We start from the raw sequence: 18,329 nt of genomic DNA on the forward strand, positions 1-18,329 counted from the left end.
CACCCCGAAAGGCACCCGTACCCGTGAGAACCACCACCGTCCGCCGCCGCCTGCTCGCGGCCACCGCCCTGCTGCCGGTCCTGGCGCTGGCCGCGTGCGGCTCGGACCCGAAGCCGGCGGCGGCGGGCCCCGGACAGCAGGCCGTCTCCGCCGCCGCCGAGGACCTCGTCTCCGGCGTGAAGAAGTCGGACACCGCCGCCGCGCTGCTGCCCGCCGACGTCCGCGCCGCCGGCACGGTCAAGTTCGGTTCCTCGATCGGCACCCCGCCCTCCGCCTTCTACGCCGACCAGGCCACCAAGAAGGCGGCCGGCCTGGACATCGACTTCGCCGACGCGGTGACCAGGGTGCTCGGCCTGACCGTGCAGCGCGAGGAGGCGGCCTTCGAGACCATCCTGCCCGCGCTCGGCAGCGGCAAGTACGACGTCGGCACCGGCAACTTCGGGGTCACCGAGGCCCGGTTGAAGACGATCGACTTCGTCACCTACATCGACGACGGCCAGGGCTTCGCGGTCAAGAAGGACAACACCTCCGTCCAGCCGATCACCGACCTGCTCCAGCTCTGCGGGCTGACCATCGGCACCGGCGCCGGCACCACCTTCGAGACCACGCTCAACGCGAAGAAGAACGTCTGCACCGACGCCGGGAAGAAGCCCTACGAGGTCAAGGCGTTCAGCGACAGCGGCGCCACGCTGACCAGCCTCCAGCAGGGCCGGGTGGACGTCGTGATGTCCACCATCAACGGCCTGCGCTACCAGGCGGCCCAGGAGGCCTCCGGCACCCGGTTCCTCGGCGAGTTCCACCGCCTCGACGTCGGCTTCGCGTTCAAGAAGGGCTCCCCGCTCGCCCCTGCCTTCCAGGCCGCCGTCAACGAGCTGATCAAGGACGGCACGTACGAGCGGATCCTCAAGAAGTGGGGGGTGACGGACTCGGCCGTCAAGGAGTCGCAGATCAGCCCGCCCGAGCACAAGTGACCCCCTGTCCAGGGCCCCTTGGGAGGAGTCCCCCATGAGCACCGCCACCACCACCGAACCCCTCGCGAAACCCGGCGGCAGACCCGGAGCCGCCGACACCGCCGGCGCGGCCGCCCCGCTCGACCTCGGCGAGCTGGCCGGGCTGCGCACCATCCGCACCCGGCACCCCTGGCGCTGGGCGGCCGGCCTCGCCACCGTCGTCGTACTGGCCCAGTTCGCCCACGGCCTGGCCACCAACCCCGGCTGGGACTGGGCGACCTTCCGGGTGTTCTTCTCCGCCGACACCATCCTGCGGGCGGTCGGCCGGACCGTCGAACTCACCGCCTACGGCACCGTGCTGGGCTTTCTGCTCGGCGCCGTGGTGGCCGCGATGCGGTTGTCCCGCAGCCTCATCCTGCAGACCGTCGCCTGGGGCTACGTCTGGGTGTTCCGCTCGATCCCGCTGATCGTCCAGCTGGTCTTCTGGTTCAACCTCTCCTACCTCTACAAGCGGTTCGGCTTCGGCATCCCGTTCGGCCCGACCTTCGGCGAGTTCGAGACGGTCGGCGTGCTGGGCGCGCTCGGCGCGGCGGTGCTCGGCCTCGGGCTGCACCAGGCCGCGTTCGCCGCCGAGATCATCCGCGGCGGGGTGATCGCCGTGGACCCCGGCCAGCGCGAGGCCGCCGCCGCCCTCGGCGTGCCGCGCTGGCGCCAGGCCTGGCGGATCGTCCTGCCGCAGGCCATGCGGGGCATCCTGCCGTCCGCCGCCAACGAGGTGATCTCGCTGTTCAAGGGCACCTCGGTGGTCTACGTGATGGCCATCGGCGAGCTCTTCTACCAGGTGCAGGTGGTGTACGGCCGCACCGGCCGGGTGGTGCCGATGCTGATGGTCGCCACCGTCTGGTACGTGCTGCTCACCACCGTGCTGTCGATCGGCCAGTACTACGTCGAGCGCTACTTCGCCCGCGGCGCCGACCGCACCCCGCCGCCCACCCCGCTCCAGCGCGCCCGGGCGCTCGCCCGGGGCCTGCGCGCCCGCACCGCCACCGCCGTCGCCACCGGAGGACGCTCGTGACCACCCTCGCCGAGGAACCCGCGGCCAAGGAACCCGCCGCCGAGGAAGCCGCCGCCCCGCGGCCCGCCGCCGGGGAGCCGCCGGCGCCGCCGATGGTGCAGGTGCGCGGCCTGTGGAAGAGCTTCGGCCCGAACGCGGTGCTGCGCGGCGTCGACCTCGACGTGCCGGCCGGCTCGGTGACGGTGGTGCTCGGCCCCTCCGGATCCGGGAAGTCCACCCTGCTGCGCTCGATCAACCACCTGGAGAAGGTGGACCGGGGCTTCGTCGCGATCGACGGCGAGCTGATCGGCTACCGCCGCTCCGGGGACCGGCTGCACGAGCTCAAGGAGCGCGAGGTCCTGCGGCAGCGGACCCACATCGGCTTCGTCTTCCAGAACTTCAACCTCTTCCCGCACCTGACCGTGCTGGAGAACCTCACCGAGGCGCCGGTCAGCGCGCTGGGCCGGCCGAAGGCCGAGGCCCGCGCCCGCGCGCTGGAGCTGCTCGAACGGGTCGGCCTGGCCGAGAAGGCCTCCGCCTACCCCCGCCAGCTCTCCGGCGGCCAGCAGCAGCGGGTGGCGATCGCCCGGGCGCTGGCGCTGGACCCGAAGGTGCTGCTGTTCGACGAGCCGACCTCGGCGCTCGACCCGGAGCTGGTCGGCGAGGTGCTGGACGTCATCAAGGACCTCGCGCAGGCCGGCACCACGATGATCGTGGTCACCCATGAGATCGGCTTCGCCCGCGAGGTCGCCGACACCGTGGTCTTCATGGACGGCGGTGTGGTGGTCGAGCAGGGCCCGCCGCGCGAGGTCCTCGACGAGCCGCGGCACGAGCGGACCAGGGCCTTCCTGGCCAAGGTCCTCTGACCCCCGCCGAGGATCCACCGAAGACGACCCACCGACGACTCACCGACGACTCATCGCCGACTCATCGCCGACGACCCACCGACGACCCACCGAACCCCTCTCACCGGCAGGAGCCCCGCCATGTCCCTACCCCGTCGCGCCCTCGTGACCGCCGCCGCCGCGCTCGCCGCCGCCCTCACCCTGGCCGCCTGCGGCAGCTCCTCGGACGCCGCGGCGGAACTCGCCCCCGCGAAGGGGAGCACCGCGCCCAACGGCGCCACGGTGAACCTGACGCCCCAGCAGAACCGGGTGACCACGCCCAAGGTGGACGCCCTCGCGGCCCTGGTGCCGGAGGAGATCAGAAAGCGCGGCAAACTCACCGTGGTCGACTCGCTCGGCACCACGCCGCCGCTGGACTTCTACGCCAACGACGACAAGACGATCATCGGCGTGGAGCCGGACATCGCCTCGCTGATCGGCAACGTGCTCGGCCTCGACGTCGAGTTCAACCCGGTCTCCTGGGAGAACATCTTCGTCGGCCTGGACAGCGGCAAGTACGACGTCGGCATCTCCAACATCACCGTCACCGAGGCCCGCAAGGAGAAGTACGACTTCGCCACCTACCGCCTCGACATCCTCGGCTTCGAGGCCAAGAAGGGCAGCGGCTGGAAGATCACCGGACCCAAGGACATCGCGGGCAGGACCGTCGCGGTCTCCTCCGGCACCAACCAGGAGAAGCTGCTCATCGCCTGGAACGAGGAGAACGTGAAGAACGGCCTGAAGGCCGCCGACATCAAGTACTTCCAGGCCTCCTCCGACTACTACCTGGCGCTCTCCTCCGGCCGGATCGACGCCTACGTCGGCCCCAACCCGGTGACCGCCTTCCACGCCGTGCAGACCGGCGAGACCGAGGTGATCGGCACCTACTCGGGCGCCGGCGCCGAGGTGCTCGGCAAGATCGGCGCCACCACCAGGAAGGGCAACGGCCTGGTGGCGGCGCTGAACGGGGCGATCAACGAGGTGATCAAGAACGGTACGTACGGCCAGGTGCTCAAGCGCTGGGGCCTGGACGCCGAGGCCGTGCAGACCTCCGAGATCAACCCGGTCGGTCTGCCGAAGACGTGACGGCCGCCCGGCGCCCCGGGTAGTTCACCCGAACACCGTTGCCCGCCGCTACCCTGACCCGGTCAGGATGAACGGCGGGTTGTTCCGGCGGACTTGTGGGGGAAGGCATGAAGGCGGGCGATGTCGTGGGCGGCCGCTACCGGCTGGACCGGGAGCTCGGTCAGGGCGGGTTCGGCGTGGTCTGGGCCGCCCACGACGAGACCATCGGGCGGGCGGTCGCGCTCAAGGTGCTCTCCGAGGAGAAGGCCGGCGACGAGGACGCGGTCGCCCGGTTCATCCGGGAGGCCAGGACGGTCGGCGGCCTGTCCCATCCGCACATCGTCACCCTGTACGACTACGGGCGGGTGCAGGACGGCGCGCGCTGGACCCACTACCTGGTGATGGAGCTGGTCCGGGGCTGGCCGCTCTCCGCGCTGCTGGCCGACGGGGCCCGGCCGGACCTCGCCGTCGCCCTGCGCTGGGCGCGGCAGGTCTGCAAGGCGCTGGACACCGCGCACCGCAGCGGCGTGGTGCACCGGGACATCAAACCCGAGAACATCATGATCACCGAGACCGGCGAGGCCAAGGTGCTGGACTTCGGCATCGCCCGGCTGCTCACCCAGCAGGGCGGTGCGATGACCTCCACCGGCATCGTGATCGGCACCCCGGCCTACCTGGCCCCCGAGTGCTGGTCCGGTGAGCACATCGACGGCCGGGCCGACCTGTACGCGCTCGGCGTGGTGCTCTACCAGCTGTGCACCGGGCGCCGCCCGTTCAGCGCCAGCACGCCGGTCAGCATGATGTACAAGCACGTCCACGAGCAGCCCCCGGCCCCCGGCACGCGCGATCCGGCGCTGGACCGGCTGGTCCTCCAGCTGCTCGCCAAGAACCCGGAGGACCGGCCCGCCGACGCGGCCGAGGTCCGCCGCCGGCTGCGCGACGTCAAGCCCGACACCGACCCGGACGCGCTGCGCCGCAAGGCGGACGACGCCTGGCGGCGCGGCGCGGCCGGCTCGCCCGAGCGGGCCGTGGAGCAACTGGTCGCGCTGATACCGCAGTTCTCCCGGGCCTTCGGGTCCGCCGACCCGCGGACCCTGCGGACCTGCCACGACCTGGCGCTCTGGCTGGCCCGCTCGGGCCGGCCGCGGGCGGCCGTCGCGCTGCTGCGCGAACTGCTGCCGGTGCTGGCCGGCCACCCGCGGGCCCGCGAGGACGTCGGGCGCGACCTGGAGCGCTGGGAGCGGGAGAGCGCCGCCGCCGCGTCCGAGCAGGACCGGCCGCTAGTGCTCGCCGAGCTGCTCGACGGCCCGGCGCAGAACGGCTGAACCGCCCTCGGCGATCGGCTCGCCGTGCCCGAAGAGCACCGTCGAACTCTCCAGCGCGGCGAGCCGGCGGAAGGACTCCAGGGCCAGCGCGGGATCGGTGTTGAAGACGCCGGGCATGGTCCGGTTCCCCATGTTGGCCGCGAGGTCGCCGGTGAACAGGACGCCCGCCTCGGGCAGGTGGAGGGCGATCGATCCGTCGGTGTGGCCGGGCACGTGCACCACCACGGCGCCGCCGCCGAAGTCGAGCACCTCGCCGTCCGTCACCTCGCGGTCCACCCGGCACGGCGGGGCGGACGGCAGCCTCGGCAGGGAGTCCCACAGCTCCTGCTCGAAGGGGCTCAGCACGAACGGCTTCGGCTCCTGCTCGCCGCGGACCACCGGCGCCTCCAGCCGGTGGGCGGTCACCTCGGCGCCCAGTCGCCGGGCGAGTTCGGCGGCCGAGCCGGCGTGGTCCTCGTGGTAGTGGGTGAGCACGATGGCGCGCAGCTCGGCGGGGTCGGCGCCGACCGCGCGGATCGCCTCCTCGATCGCGTCGGCCTGCCCGACGACGCCGGTGTCGACGAGGGTGAGCGCGCCGTCCTCGTCGCGCCAGAGGTAGACGGCGTTGAAGTCCAGGGTGATGACGGTCAGTTCGGGGCGTATCCGGGTGATCTCCATGAGCGGATCCTGTACCGCGCGCCCCCTGTCCACGCCCCTGTTCGCCGGAGGCGTGACGGCCGCGGCCCGCGGCCGGCCGCGCGGGAGCCCCGGACGCCCTGGTCCCCGGCCGTGGGCCGTTGATATACCTCGCAGGACTCGCAGGACTCGCGGGCAGCAGCCGGGCGCGGCCCCTCACCGCCCCGGCGATCGACGAATCAGGAGGTGGGGATCGGATGAAGTTCCTCCGTGTCGGCCCGCCGGGTGCCGAGCGCCCGGTCGTGCTGGCCCAGGACGGCACCGCGTACGACCTCTCCGGGGTGACGGCGGACATCGACGGCGGCTTCCTCGCCGGGCTGGACGCCGCGGCCTCGGCCGAGCTGGCGGCCCGGGTGGCGGCCGGGCGGCTGCCGGTGGCCGGGATCGCCGGGCAGCGGGTCGGCGCGCCGGTGGCCAGGCCCGGCAAGGTGGTCGGCATCGGCCTCAACTACCGAGACCACGCGGCCGAGGCGGGCGCGGCGATCCCGGACGAGCCGGTGATCTTCCTCAAGCCGAGCTCGACGGTGGTCGGCCCGTACGACGAGGTGCTGGTGCCGCGCGACGGCGAGAAGACCGACTACGAGGCCGAGCTGGCCGTGGTGATCGGCCGCACCGCCCGCTACCTGGACGACCACGCGGCGGCGGCCGGGGTGATCGCCGGCTACACCATCGCCAACGACGTCACCGAGCGCGCCTTCCAGTTCGAGCGCGGCGGCCAGTGGGACAAGGGCAAGTCGGCGGAGACCTTCACCCCGCTCGGGCCCTGGCTGGTCACCGCCGACGAGGTGGCGGACCCGCAGCGGCTGCCGCTGCGGCTGTGGGTGAACGGGGAACTGCGCCAGGACGGCTCCACCGAGCGGATGGTCTTCCCGGTGCTGGAGCTGGTCCGCTACGCGAGCCGGTTCATGGTGCTGGAGCCGGGCGACGTGGTCATCACCGGCACCCCGGCCGGCGTCACCCTCGGCCGCCCGGGCACGCCGTACCTGGCGCCCGGCGACGTCGTCGAGATCGAGATCGACGGCCTCGGCCGGCAGCGGCAGGTCCTCGGCAAAGCCTAGCCAGGGTCCGTTCCGGACCGGCGGGCCCGACCACCGGGCCCGCCGCTCCGGGTCAGCCGTCCGCCGGCCCCAGCGCCGCCCGCAGCCGGGCGGGGCGCGGCGAGTCCGGGCCCTCCAGCGCCAGCAGCGCGGCCAGCACCTCGGCGGTCTGCGGGTCGTGCAGCGCCGTCGCCGCCGCCATCGCCACGAACTGGTCCACCAGCCACTCGCGCAGCTCGTCCACCGGCAGCGCCCGGCCCTCGTCGAGCCAGCTCAGCGAGGCCCCCTCGACCACCGCGATCCACGAGCGCACCAGCAGCGTCAGCCGCGGCCCGGCCTGCCGCACCCCGAGGTGGCGCAGCGTCCGCCGCAGCGCCGCCCGCCGGACGTCGTCCACGATCGCCGTGGTGCGGGCCGTCTCCACCACCGAGCCGCCGCGCAGCAGCGCCGAGTAGCCGGCGTCGTGCTCGGCGACGAAGGAGAAGTACCGCTCCAGCACGGCGGACAGCTGCTGGGTCGGCGTCCCGGCGGGCGGCACCGTGAAGCGCGCGGTGAGCTCTTCGGCCGCGCTGCGCAGCGCGGCCTCGTACAGTTGCTGCTTGCCCCCCGCGAAGTAGCGGTAGACCAGCGGCCGGGACGCCCCGGCGGCCTCGGCGACGTCGTCCAGCCCGACCTCGTCGGGCGGTCGGTGGGCGAACAGCTCCAGCGCCACCGCGATCAGCTGATCGCGCCGCTGCTGCACCGGCAGCCGCCGGTACCCGGCGCGCCGCGGCCGGGCGGCCGGTTCGTGGTCGGCCGGTTCGGGGCCGGGCGGTACGGACGCTGCGCTGGCTTCCATGGCGGTCAGCGTAACGGCCCCGGGCCGGATGGGAGCCGGAACTGCACCGATCTTCCGAACGGGCGTTTGCGCCCGTCCGGACGGCCTCCCGGAGCCCCGCCGGGAGGCGTCCCGCCGGGCCCCGCCCGAGGATGGGACGCAGCACGCCGCCGTACCGAGGAGGACCCGCCGGATGGCGCAGACGCTGGAACGGCCGCCCCGGGCGGGCCGGCTGCGCGGGGCGCCGCGCGCGCTCCTGGCGTGGGTCCGCTCGGCGCCCGGGACGTACCTGTGGCTGCTCGTCCTGGCGGTCACCAGCTTCGTCGTGGCCCGCACGGACCCGCGCACCCTGGACTGGTTCCTGGCCGCCCGCTCGACCAACCTGGAGCAGCTGAGCTCGCGCCCGGTGCACGCCCTGGTGGGCAGCGCGCTGTGGACCGAGACCTCCGGCTGGCCCGTCTACGCCGTCCTGTTCACCGTGTTCCACGCCAACGCCGAGCGCTGGCTGGGCACCGCGCGCTGGTTCACGGTGGCCGCGACGGCGCACGTGCTGGCGACGCTGGTGAGCGAGGGCGTGGTGGCCTGGGGGATCGTCCGGGGCACCGCGCAGCGGAGCATGGCCGACACGGTGGACGTCGGCGTCTCCTACGCGCTGGCCGGGGTGGTGGCGGTGCTCGCCCACCGCTTCGCCGGCGGCTGGCGGTGGCTGTACGGCGGCGGGGTGGTGGTCTGCTACCTGGTGCCGCTCGTGGTCTCGCACACCTTCACGGACCTCGGGCACTTCACCGCCGCGCTGATCGGACTCTGCTTCTTCCCCTTCGCGCACGGACGGCCCCACTGGGACCCGGGCCGGGCGCTGCGCCGCCGCCGGTCCCGCCGCTGAGGTGGCCGACACCCGCCGGCGGGCCAGGAATTGGCCGGTCCATGCCACCTGTAGGGGGCTTGCAAACGGCGCGGGCCACGCAATGATGTCCGGATGGTTGAACTGATCAGCTCCGACGGCACCACACCCCGCAGTGTCGCCGACGCCTATGTGCGGGACCTTGCCGAGCTCGACCCGCTGACCGCGGTGTACCTGGGCCTGAACCCTGAGGACGACCGCCTCCCCGACCTCTCCCCGGCCGGCGCCGAGGCGATCGCCGCACTCGGCCGCTCCACCCTGGAGCGGCTCGACGGGGCCGAGGCGGCGCTCGACGCGGCCGAGGCGGCCGGCGCCCCCCGGGACGAGGCCGAACGGCGCTGCGCCCGCCTGCTGCGCGAGCGGCTCACCGCCGAACTCGCCGTCCACGACGCGGGGGAGCGCTACCGGGCCGTCCACAACCTGGGCTCCCCGGTGCACAACGTCCGCGATGTCTTCACCCTGATGCCCACCGACACCGAGGAGCAGTGGCGGATCCTCGGCCGCCGCCTGGCCCGGGTGCCCGAGGCGCTCACCGGGTACCGCGCCACCCTTGCCGAGGGCATCGAGCGCGGCCTGCTCTCCGGCCCCCGCCAGGTGACCACGGTGACCGGGCAGCTCGGCGAGTGGCTGGCGGGGGAGACCCCGGGCGGCTGGTTCGGCGAGCTGGTCCGGGAGGCTCCCGGGACGCTGCGCGAGGAGCTGGCCGGGCACGCCGTGGCCGCCGCCGAGGCGCTCGCCGCCCTGCGCGACTGGCTGCGCGACGTCTACGGGCCGGCCGCCGCGGACGCCCCCGACACCGTCGGCCGCGAGCGCTACGGCCGCTGGGTGCGCTACTGGACCGGCGCCGACCTCGACCTCGACGAGGCGTACGCCTGGGCCTGGCAGGAGTTCCACGGCCTGCTCGCCCAGATGCGCGCCGAGGCGGAGAAGGTGCGGCCCGGTGCCGGGCCGATGGAGGCGATGAAGTGGCTGGAGAGCGACGGTCCCGCGCGGACCGGCGCCGAGGCCGCCCGGGAGTTCCTCCAGGGCCTGATGGACGGCGCGATCGCCGACCTCCAGGGCACCCACTTCGACCTGGCCGAGCCGATCACCCGGGTCGAGTCGCGGATCGCCCCGGCCGGCAGCGCCGCCGCGCCGTACTACACCGCCCCGTCGCTGGACTTCAGCCGTCCCGGCCGGACCTGGCTGCCCCTGCTGGGCCGTGAGCGGTTCCCCGAGTGGGACCTCGTCTCGACCTGGTACCACGAGGGCGTCCCCGGCCACCACCTGCAGCTCGCGCAGTGGAACTACGTCGCCGACCGGCTCTCCACCTACCAGGTCAGCCTCGGCGGCGTGAGCGCCAACGCGGAGGGCTGGGCGCTGTACGCCGAGCGCCTGATGGACGAGCTCGGCTACCTCACCGACCCCGGCCACCGGCTCGGTTACCTCAACGCCCAGATGATGCGGGCGCTGCGGGTGATCGTCGACATCGGCATGCACGTCGGCCTGGAGTTCCCGGCGGACTCGCCGTACCGCCCGGGGGAGCCGGTCTCGCCGGAGGCCGCCCGCGAGTTCTTCGGCCTGTACTGCGGGCTGTCCGCCGACTTCCTGGACAGCGAGCTGGTCCGCTACCTGGGTCTACCCGGGCAGGCGATCGGCTACAAGCTGGGCGAGCGGGCCTGGCTGCGCGGCCGGGCCGCGGCCCGGGCGGCGCACGAGGCGCGCGGCGAGGTGTTCGACCTCAAGGCCTGGCACATGGCGGCGCTGTCGCAGGGCTCGCTGGGCCTGGACGACCTGGTCGCGGAGCTGTCGGCGCTGTAGCGCACCGGCCGCCGAACGGTGGCCGCGGGACGGCGGCGAGGCCCCCGGGACGATCCCGGGGGCCTCGTGCCGTGGTCCCACGGCCCCTGGTTCTTTGGTCCTGGTTCGATCGATTTATCCATATTTTTCCTTGCCATTCGCCGCCCCGCGCGTTTGGCTGGAAGGCGACTGCGTGACCTCTCCGCACCCCACCGGAAAGGCTCCCCCAGTGTCTTCCCAAGCCCAAGCCGCCACCGGCCAAGGAACGGCGGATCCCCGCCGCTGGTGGGCCCTGGCGGTCATCGCCATCGCCCAGCTGATGATCGTCCTCGACATCACCATCGTGAACATCGCCCTTCCGTCCGCCCAGCGGGACCTGGGCATCTCGGACGCCGACCGGCAGTGGGTGATCACCGCCTACACGCTGGCCTTCGGCGGGCTGCTGCTCCTCGGCGGCCGGCTCGGCGACCTCTTCGGCCGCAAACGCGTCTTCGTCATCGGACTGCTCGGCTTCGCCCTCGCCTCGGCGATCGGCGGCGGCGCCAACGGTCCCACCATGCTCTTCGCGGCCCGCGCCCTGCAGGGCGCCTTCGGCGCGCTGCTCGCCCCCTCCGCGCTGGGCCTGCTCTCCACGACCTTCTCCGATCCCAAGGAGCGGAGCACCGCCTTCGGCATCTTCGGCGCGATCGCCGGCGGCGGCGCCGCGATCGGCCTGCTGCTCGGCGGTGTGCTGACCGAGTACCTCAACTGGCGCTGGTGCCTGTTCGTCAACACCCCGATCGCGGTGGCGGCGGCCTTCGCGGCGTTCTCGGTGCTCACCCGCGACCACATCGGCAAGGGCACCCGGACCAGGCTCGACCTGCCCGGCGCGCTGCTCGGCTGCGGCGGCCTGCTCGCGATCGTGTTCGGTACGTCCGAGGCGGTCACCCGGGGCTGGGGCGACGCGCTGGTGCTGGGCTCGCTGGTGCTCGGCGTGCTGCTGCTGGCGGTGTTCGTGCTGGTCGAGAAGCGGACGCCGCACGCGCTGCTGCCGACGCACATCGTCGCCGACCGGAACCGGGGCGGCGGCGCCCTCTCGGTCGGCCTGGCGATGATCGGCATGTTCGGCCTGTTCCTGTTCCTGACCTACTACCTGCAGGTGATCAAGAACTTCTCGCCGATCATGTCCGGCGTCTCCTTCCTGCCGATGACCGCCGCCATCGTCATCAGCTCGACCGGCTTCGCGGCCCGGCTGATGACCAGGGTGCCGTCCCGGAACCTCATCGGACCGGGACTGCTGCTGGCCGCCGCCGGCATGGCCTGGCTGACCCAGATGCACGTGGACAGCCCCTGGGCCGGCATGGTGCTGCCCGCCGAACTGCTGCTCGGCTTCGGCATGGGCCTGATCTTCATGCCGTCGATGAGCCTCGCCACCCTCGGCGTCGCGCCGAACGAGGCGGGCGCGGCCTCGGCCACCATCAACTCGGCCCAGCAGGTCGGCGGCTCCTTCGGCACGGCGCTGCTGAACACCATCGCGGCCAGCGCCACCGCGACCTGGCTGGCCGCCCGGGCCGCCGGCGCCGCGAACCCGGCCGTCCAGGCCGAGGGCGCGGTGCACGGCTACGTGGTGGCCACCTGGGTGGCCATGGGCATCCTGCTGCTGGCCGCGCTGATCGCCTTCGTGATGATCGACCACCGGCCCGAGCCGGGGGAGGCCACCGGGACCGCCGGCGCCCGGGCGCAGACCCGGGCGCAGAGTCCGGCGAACCAGCGGCAGCGGGCTCGGTGACGTTTGCAGAAAACCCTTGCAGCCCCGCGGCGGCGCCTGCTTGACTCCTGGTCACCGACCGGGAACAAGGAGGCGCCGCCGTGACCGAGGACGAGTTCGACCTGCTGGTGGTGGGCGGGGCCGGCGTCGACACCGTCGTCCGGGTCGACCGGCTGGAGGTGCCCGCCGGGGATTCCCACCACGTGCCGCCGATCCACGACTACGTCGCCCACACCGGCAACGGCGTCGCCCTCGGCGCCCACCGGCTCGGCCTGCGCACCGCGTTCATCGACTACCTCGGCGACGATCCGCAGGCCGAGCTGATCACGGCCGCGTACGCCCGCGAGGGCCTGCCCTTCGCCCGGCTGGTCTCGCCGCACGGCACCCCGCGCTCGGTCAACCTGGTCGACGCGGCCGGCCGCCGGTTCTCCTTCCACGACGGCCGCCACCCCGCGTCGCTGCGGCTGCCGCGGTCGTTCTACCTGCCGTACCTGGAGCGCAGCCGGCACGTCCACCTCTCCATCACCGGCCACAACCGCGACCTCTACCCGGACCTGCGCCGGCTCGGCCGCACCAGTTCCACCGACCTGCACGACTGGGACGGCGAGAACCCGCACCACCGGCACTACGCGGTCAACTCCGACCTGGTCTTCCTCTCCACCGCAGGCTGCCCGGACGGCTACGAGCGGGTGATGCGCTCGATCCTCGCCGAGGGCCGGGCCTCGGTCGTGGTCGCCACGGCCGGCGCCGAGGGCTGCCACCTGCTCACCCGGGACGACGCGGCCCTCCGGCACCTCCCGGCCGTCGACCCGGGCGCTCCGGTGGTGGACACCAACGGGGCCGGGGACGCCTTCGTCACCGGCTTCCTGTCCGCCTGGTTCCGGGGCCGCCCGCCGCTCGCCTGCGCCCGGGCCGGCGCGGTGGCCGGCGCCTTCGCCTGCACCGCCGCGGGCACCCACACCGCCTTCATCACCGCCGCCGCGCTGGACGGCGCCCTGGAGGGCACGGCGACCGGCTGAATTCTCATCGCGCTCCCAGCGGCGCATCACCACCCTCCCAGCCCGGGACGCCATAGTCGGTTGCCGTACCGCCGCCGACCAGGGCAGGAGCCGCACCGGGTATGGGCCAGCACCGCCGCCACACCGCTCGACGCCGCTTCCTGGCCCCGACCCTGGTCACCACCCTCTCCGCGCTCACCGTGGCGGCGCTGGTCGTCGGCACCCGCAGCGCGACCCCCCGGGCCACCGCCGTGGCCTCACCGGAGAACACGGTGGCCGCTCCGTTTCCGGCCCCCGCGCCCACCGGGACCGCGACGCCCACCGGGACCGCGACGTCCACCGCGACGGCGACCCCCACGGCCACCGCCACCGCCACCATGACCCCCGCCGCGAGCAACCCGCCGGGCACCACCGCCACCGCCCCGGCCACCCCCGAGGCGGCCACCGTCGGAGCCCTGTTCAGCGGCTCCGTCCGGGCCGGCAACCACTTCTGCACCGCCGGCGTGCTGCACAGCGCCACCGGCAACCTGCTGCTCACCGCCGCCCACTGCCTCGACGACCCGGGCGGCGTCCTCTTCGCCCCCGGCTACCGCGACGGCCGGGCCCCGTACGGCACCTGGCGGGTCACCGCCGTGCACACCACCGAGGGCTGGTCCCGGGACGGCGACCAGGACGAGGACTTCGCCGTCCTGGAGACCGCCCCCGACGCCGCCGGCCGCCGGATCGAGGACGCCGTCGGCGGCACCACCCTGGGCACCGACGAGCCGTTCGGCACCGCCGTCCGTCTCTACGGCTACCCCGCCGACGCCGAGCGGCCCCTGCTCTGCACCAACACCACCGGCCGGCAGAGCACCTTCCAGCGCGTCGTCGACTGCCCCGGCTACCCGGGCGGCACCAGCGGCGGCCCCTGGATCTCCGCCGCCACCGGCCACGTCATCGGCACCATCGGCGGCCACCAGGAGGGCGGCGACACCGACGACACCTCCTACAGCGCCTACTTCGACCACACCGTCGCGGCCCTCTGCGCCGAGGCCGTCGCGGCCGCCTCGTCCTGACGCCCCGCGACGGCCGGGCGGCCCCGCCAACTCCGCCGCCGCGGGCGCCGGTTGGCGCGGGCCGTGGCACGGCCGGAAAACGAATCAGGCCCAGTCCGGTGGCAACTCGCCACTGGCCTGGGCCTCTTCGGCACTTCTCGCGAAGTGCCCCCGGTAGGATTCGAACCTACGCACCCGCCTCCGGAGGGCGGTGCTCTATCCCCTGAGCTACGGGGGCTTGCTCGATGTTGTCGTCGCGTTCGCTTCGACGTGGAGAACACTACCAGGCTCCGGGCGTGCTCCGTGCACGGGTTCGCACGGGGGGCGGCCGGGGCGGCCCGGCGGAAGTGGGCAAAGGCCGGACGGGGCGGCGGGGCCGCCGATACCCTCGGTGAGGTGTCGGGAGTGTCCGGGCGGGTCCTCGTGGTGGACGACAGCGAGGTGATCCGCCAGCTGATCAGGGTCAACCTGGAGCTCGAGGGCTTCGAGGTGGTGACCGCCGCCGACGGTGCCGAGTGCCTGGAGGTGGTCCGCCGGGTGAAGCCCGACGTGGTGACGCTGGACGTGATGATGCCGCGGCTGGACGGCCTGCGGACGGCGGCCCGGCTGCGGGCGGCGCCGGGGACCAGGCTGCTGCCGATCGCGATCGTGAGCGCCTGCACGCCGGCCGACCTCGACCTGGGGGAGTCGGTCGGGGTGGACGGCTACCTGGGCAAGCCCTTCGACCCCGCGGACCTGGTCGCGCTGGTGCGGCGGCTGGTGGACCTCGGCCGCGCGCCGGGGGCCGCGGACGGGTTTCGCCCTCAGCGAACAGACCGGAGCGATCGGGGCTGAGCGGCGCGGCCGGGCGTCTCAACCGGCAAACCGGGTGGCGAGTGCCCTCCCCCTCTCGCCTACGCTTGGCGTCGTGACCCCCGCAGAGCTTTCCCAGGCAGTCCAGGCCGCAGTGAGCGCCGCCGTCGAGGCGGGCGAGCTGGCCGTCGCCGTGCCCGAGCACGTGACGGTCGAGCGGCCCAAGAACAGGGACCACGGCGACTACGCGACGAACGTGGCCCTCCAGCTCGCGAAGCCGGCCGGCAAGCCGCCGCGAGCCGTGGCGGACGTCCTGGCCGCCCGCCTGCGAGGGATCACCGGCGTCACCAAGGTCGACATCGCCGGTCCGGGCTTCCTGAACATCACCCTCGACACCGCCACCCAGGGCGAGCTGGCCCGCACCGTCGTCGAGGCGGGCGCCGCCTACGGCCGCAACGAGGCGCTCAAGGGCCTGAAGATCAACCTGGAGTTCGTCTCCGCCAACCCGACCGGCCCGATCCACATCGGCGGCGTCCGCTGGGCCGCCGTCGGCGACTCGCTGGCCCGGGTGCTGCGCGCCTCCGGCGCCGACGTCACCACCGAGTACTACCTCAACGACGCCGGTGTGCAGATCACCAAGTTCGCCGCCTCGCTGCAGGCCGCCGCGAACGGTCGCGAGGTGCCGGAGGGCGGCTACGTCGGCGAGTACATCGTCGACATCGCCAAGGCGATCACCGAGGCCGTCCCGGGCCTGCTGGAGAAGGACGAGGACGAGCAGCTCCAGGTCTTCCGCACCGAGGGCCTCAAGCTGATGGTCGCCGAGATCAAGCGCTCGATGGACGAGTTCGGCACCCACTTCGACGTCTGGTTCTCGGAGAAGTCGCTGCACGACTCCGGTGCCGTCGGCACGGCCATCGAGCGGCTGCGCGAGCAGGGCCACGTCTTCGAGCAGGACGGCGCCATCTGGCTGCGCACCACCGACTTCGGCGACGACAAGGACCGCGTCCTGGTCAAGGCCGACGGCGACACCACCTACTTCGCCGCTGACGCCGCCTACTACCTGTCCAAGCGGGACCGCGGCGCCGAGGTGTCGGTCTACATGCTGGGCGCGGACCACCACGGCTACGTCAACCGCCTCAAGGCCATCGCCGCCTGCGCGGGCGACGACATGGACCGCAACATCGAGGTCCGGATCGGCCAGTTCGTGAAGATGCTCCGCGACGGCGAGGAGGTCCGCATGTCCAAGCGGGCCGGCAACATCATCACGATCGACGACGTCGTCGAGTGGATCGGCGTGGACGCGGCCCGCTACACCCTGGCGCGCTCCTCCACCGACTCCACCATCACGCTCGACATCAACGTGCTGACCAGCCAGACCAACGAGAACCCGGTCTTCTACGTCCAGTACGCGCACGCCCGGATGTGCTCGGTGCAGCGCAAGGCCGGCGAGCTGGGCATCACCCGCTCCGCCGACTTCAAACCCGAGCTGCTCGCCACCGAGTGGGAGTCCGACCTGCTCGGCCAGCTCGGCGAGTTCCCGCGCGTCCTGGCGACGGCCGGCGAGCTGCGCGAGCCGCACCGGGTCGCGCGCTACCTGGAGGAGCTGGCGGGCACCTACCACCGCTTCTACGACAACTGCCAGATCCTGCCGAAGGGCGACGAGGAGGTCACCGACCTCACGCACGCCCGGCTCTGGCTCGCCGACGCGACACGCACGGTGATCGCCAACGGCCTGACGCTGCTGGGCGTCTCGACGCCCGAGCGGATGTAGGCACCACCCCCATGTGCACAGCGGGGGCGGCGGACGGTCAACGGGGACCGTCGCCGCCCCTCGCCATAGGTCGAGGAAACCAACGACATGTCTCGCTCCGCACACCCCGCAGGCCCCCGGCACGGCGACGTGCTCCCCGAGGGCCACTACCAGGCGCCGCCCAGCGACCTGAACGCGCTCGACCCCAAGGTCTGGTCCCGGACCGTCGCCCGTGACGCCGAGGGCGTGGTGACCGTCGGCGGCGTGGACGTGAAGCGGCTGGCCGCCGAGTTCGGCACCCCGGCGTACGTCATGGACGAGGCCGACTTCCGGGCCCGGGCGCGCGCCTGGCGCGAGGCGTTCGGCACGGACGCCGACGTCTTCTACGCGGGGAAGGCCTTCCTCTCCAAGGCGGTCGTGCGCTGGCTGCACGAGGAGGGCCTCAACCTCGACGTGTGCAGCCCGGGCGAGCTGGCCGTGGCGCTGGCCGCCGGGATGCCGCCGGAGCGGATCGCGCTGCACGGCAACAACAAGTCGGTGGACGAGCTCGAACACGCGGTGAAGACCGGGGTCGGGCACATCGTGGTCGACTCCTACGAGGAGATCGAGCGCCTCGCGGCGATCGCCGGGCACCAGGGCGTGCGCCAGCCGGTGCTGATCCGGATCACCGTCGGCGTCGAGGCGCACACCCACGAGTTCATCGCCACCGCGCACGAGGACCAGAAGTTCGGCCTCTCGCTGACCGGGGGAGCGGCCGCCGAGGCGGTCCGCCGGGTGCTGGCGCACGGCGAGAGCCTGGAACTGCGCGGCATCCACTCGCACATCGGCTCGCAGATCTTCGACACCGCCGGCTTCGAGGTGGCCGCCCGCCGGGTGGTCGGCCTGCTGGCGGCGATCCGCGACGAGCACGGCGTCGAACTGCCCGAGATCGACCTCGGCGGAGGCCTCGGCATCGCCTACACCAGTGAGGACGACCCGCGCGAGCCGGCCGAGATCGCCGCCGCGCTGGCCGAGATCGTGCGCCGCGAGTGCGCCGCCGCGAACCTCACCGCCCCCCGGCTGAGCGTGGAGCCGGGCCGGGCGATCGTCGGCCCGACCGCGTTCACCCTGTACGAGGTGGGCACCGTCAAGCCGCTGGAGGGCCTGCGCACCTACGTCAGCGTGGACGGCGGGATGTCGGACAACATCCGCACCGCGCTGTACGACGCCGAGTACTCGGTGGCCCTGGTGTCGCGCACCAGCGACGCCGAGCCGATGCTGGTACGGGTGGTGGGCAAGCACTGCGAGTCCGGCGACATCGTCGTGCGGGACGCCTTCCTGCCGGCCGACCTCGCGCCCGGCGACCTCGTCGCGGTGCCCGCCACCGGCGCCTACTGCCGCTCCATGGCGAGCAATTACAACCACGCCCTCAAGCCCCCCGTGCTCGCCGTCCAGGACGGCGCGGCCCGGGTGATCGTCCGGCGCGAGACGGAGGAGGATCTCCTGCGTCTCGATATCGGATGACGAAATCCTTGTCTCAGA

Annotated in this window: 16 protein-coding genes and 1 tRNA gene; 14 read left to right on the forward strand and 3 right to left on the reverse strand. The window is 73.3% G+C overall.

Features of this window, described 5'->3' with window-relative positions; all coding sequences use genetic code 11:
* Nucleotides 1–23: 23 nt before the first annotated feature.
* The 5 genes from ABT238_RS27100 (at nucleotide 24) to ABT238_RS27120 (ending at nucleotide 5,278) form a co-directional block, all read left to right on the forward strand.
* Entirely contained in the window at nucleotides 24–971 is a 948-nt protein-coding gene (locus ABT238_RS27100) for an ABC transporter substrate-binding protein (protein WP_350562650.1), read from the forward strand.
* A gap of 34 nt (nucleotides 972–1,005) precedes the next feature.
* Nucleotides 1,006–2,025: an amino acid ABC transporter permease gene (locus tag ABT238_RS27105; protein ID WP_350562648.1), complete on the forward strand. Its 1,020-nt coding sequence runs from the start codon at nucleotides 1,006–1,008 to the stop codon at nucleotides 2,023–2,025.
* 92 nt (nucleotides 2,026–2,117) lie between these two features.
* Entirely contained in the window at nucleotides 2,118–2,870 is a 753-nt protein-coding gene (locus tag ABT238_RS27110; protein WP_350562798.1) for an amino acid ABC transporter ATP-binding protein, read from the forward strand.
* A 120-nt stretch (nucleotides 2,871–2,990) separates the two neighbouring features.
* Complete coding sequence (locus ABT238_RS27115; protein WP_350562646.1) at nucleotides 2,991–3,974, forward strand: ABC transporter substrate-binding protein; 984 nt, start codon at nucleotides 2,991–2,993, stop codon at nucleotides 3,972–3,974.
* Nucleotides 3,975–4,081: 107 nt separating this feature from the next.
* Nucleotides 4,082–5,278, forward strand: coding sequence for a serine/threonine-protein kinase (locus ABT238_RS27120; protein WP_350794919.1), 1,197 nt, complete (start codon nucleotides 4,082–4,084; stop codon nucleotides 5,276–5,278).
* On the opposite strand, the gene ABT238_RS27125 is transcribed toward ABT238_RS27120, so the two are convergent.
* Complete coding sequence (locus ABT238_RS27125; protein ID WP_350562642.1) at nucleotides 5,234–5,935, reverse strand: MBL fold metallo-hydrolase; 702 nt, start codon at nucleotides 5,933–5,935, stop codon at nucleotides 5,234–5,236. The two genes, ABT238_RS27120 and ABT238_RS27125, sit on opposite strands and share 45 nt — an antisense overlap.
* 215 nt (nucleotides 5,936–6,150) lie before the next feature.
* Here ABT238_RS27125 and ABT238_RS27130 point away from each other — a divergent pair, with 215 nt between their 5' ends.
* The gene (locus tag ABT238_RS27130; RefSeq protein WP_350562640.1) at nucleotides 6,151–7,011 is read left to right on the forward strand and encodes a fumarylacetoacetate hydrolase family protein; all 861 of its coding nucleotides are present in this window, start codon (nucleotides 6,151–6,153) and stop codon (nucleotides 7,009–7,011) included.
* Between the two features lie 52 nt (nucleotides 7,012–7,063).
* On the opposite strand, the gene ABT238_RS27135 is transcribed toward ABT238_RS27130, so the two are convergent.
* A complete protein-coding gene (locus ABT238_RS27135) occupies nucleotides 7,064–7,828 on the reverse strand; it encodes a TetR/AcrR family transcriptional regulator (RefSeq protein WP_350562638.1) in 765 nt (254 codons plus the stop codon).
* 172 nt (nucleotides 7,829–8,000) lie between these two features.
* Here ABT238_RS27135 and ABT238_RS27140 point away from each other — a divergent pair, with 172 nt between their 5' ends.
* The 5 genes from ABT238_RS27140 (at nucleotide 8,001) to ABT238_RS27160 (ending at nucleotide 14,287) form a co-directional block, all read left to right on the forward strand.
* Nucleotides 8,001–8,690 carry a rhomboid-like protein gene (locus ABT238_RS27140; RefSeq protein WP_350562636.1) on the forward strand — a complete coding sequence of 230 codons (690 nt, stop codon included), beginning with the start codon at nucleotides 8,001–8,003 and terminating at the stop codon, nucleotides 8,688–8,690.
* A gap of 93 nt (nucleotides 8,691–8,783) precedes the next feature.
* Nucleotides 8,784–10,508: a DUF885 domain-containing protein gene (locus ABT238_RS27145; protein WP_350562634.1), complete on the forward strand. Its 1,725-nt coding sequence runs from the start codon at nucleotides 8,784–8,786 to the stop codon at nucleotides 10,506–10,508.
* 208 nt (nucleotides 10,509–10,716) lie between these two features.
* On the forward strand, nucleotides 10,717–12,255 hold the full coding sequence (locus ABT238_RS27150; RefSeq protein ID WP_350794952.1) for an MFS transporter: 1,539 nt from the start codon (nucleotides 10,717–10,719) through the stop codon (nucleotides 12,253–12,255).
* A gap of 80 nt (nucleotides 12,256–12,335) precedes the next feature.
* On the forward strand, nucleotides 12,336–13,253 hold the full coding sequence (locus tag ABT238_RS27155; RefSeq protein WP_350794958.1) for a carbohydrate kinase family protein: 918 nt from the start codon (nucleotides 12,336–12,338) through the stop codon (nucleotides 13,251–13,253).
* A gap of 101 nt (nucleotides 13,254–13,354) precedes the next feature.
* Nucleotides 13,355–14,287: a trypsin-like serine peptidase gene (locus ABT238_RS27160; protein WP_350794968.1), complete on the forward strand. Its 933-nt coding sequence runs from the start codon at nucleotides 13,355–13,357 to the stop codon at nucleotides 14,285–14,287.
* A gap of 145 nt (nucleotides 14,288–14,432) precedes the next feature.
* On the opposite strand, the gene ABT238_RS27165 is transcribed toward ABT238_RS27160, so the two are convergent.
* Nucleotides 14,433–14,504, reverse strand: a tRNA-Arg gene (locus ABT238_RS27165).
* A 158-nt stretch (nucleotides 14,505–14,662) separates the two neighbouring features.
* Between ABT238_RS27165 and ABT238_RS27170 the strand changes: the two genes are divergently transcribed.
* From ABT238_RS27170 to lysA, 3 genes are all read left to right on the forward strand, one after another.
* On the forward strand, nucleotides 14,663–15,100 hold the full coding sequence (locus ABT238_RS27170) for a response regulator (RefSeq protein ID WP_350562627.1): 438 nt from the start codon (nucleotides 14,663–14,665) through the stop codon (nucleotides 15,098–15,100).
* A 73-nt stretch (nucleotides 15,101–15,173) separates the two neighbouring features.
* Nucleotides 15,174–16,829 (forward strand): arginine--tRNA ligase, encoded by a 1,656-nt coding sequence (gene argS, locus ABT238_RS27175; protein WP_350794984.1) that lies wholly within the window; start codon nucleotides 15,174–15,176, stop codon nucleotides 16,827–16,829.
* Nucleotides 16,830–16,916: 87 nt separating this feature from the next.
* On the forward strand, nucleotides 16,917–18,311 hold the full coding sequence (gene lysA / locus ABT238_RS27180; RefSeq protein ID WP_350562623.1) for a diaminopimelate decarboxylase: 1,395 nt from the start codon (nucleotides 16,917–16,919) through the stop codon (nucleotides 18,309–18,311).
* Nucleotides 18,312–18,329 lie beyond the last annotated feature (18 nt).

Source organism: Kitasatospora sp. NPDC001527, from assembly GCF_040298605.1.
Classification (GTDB): domain Bacteria; phylum Actinomycetota; class Actinomycetes; order Streptomycetales; family Streptomycetaceae; genus Kitasatospora.

Coding starts and splice junctions, on each gene's coding strand:
- ABT238_RS27130 (WP_350562640.1), top strand. CDS start 6,151: ATGAAGTTCCTCCGTGTCGGCCCGCCGGGTGCCGAGCGCCCGGTCGTG.
- ABT238_RS27110 (WP_350562798.1), top strand. CDS start 2,118: ATGGTGCAGGTGCGCGGCCTGTGGAAGAGCTTCGGCCCGAACGCGGTG.
- ABT238_RS27140 (WP_350562636.1), top strand. CDS start 8,001: ATGGCGCAGACGCTGGAACGGCCGCCCCGGGCGGGCCGGCTGCGCGGG.
- ABT238_RS27135 (WP_350562638.1), bottom strand. CDS start 7,828: ATGGAAGCCAGCGCAGCGTCCGTACCGCCCGGCCCCGAACCGGCCGAC.
- lysA (WP_350562623.1), top strand. CDS start 16,917: ATGTCTCGCTCCGCACACCCCGCAGGCCCCCGGCACGGCGACGTGCTC.
- ABT238_RS27115 (WP_350562646.1), top strand. CDS start 2,991: ATGTCCCTACCCCGTCGCGCCCTCGTGACCGCCGCCGCCGCGCTCGCC.
- ABT238_RS27105 (WP_350562648.1), top strand. CDS start 1,006: ATGAGCACCGCCACCACCACCGAACCCCTCGCGAAACCCGGCGGCAGA.
- ABT238_RS27160 (WP_350794968.1), top strand. CDS start 13,355: ATGGGCCAGCACCGCCGCCACACCGCTCGACGCCGCTTCCTGGCCCCG.
- ABT238_RS27145 (WP_350562634.1), top strand. CDS start 8,784: ATGGTTGAACTGATCAGCTCCGACGGCACCACACCCCGCAGTGTCGCC.
- ABT238_RS27125 (WP_350562642.1), bottom strand. CDS start 5,935: ATGGAGATCACCCGGATACGCCCCGAACTGACCGTCATCACCCTGGAC.
- ABT238_RS27120 (WP_350794919.1), top strand. CDS start 4,082: ATGAAGGCGGGCGATGTCGTGGGCGGCCGCTACCGGCTGGACCGGGAG.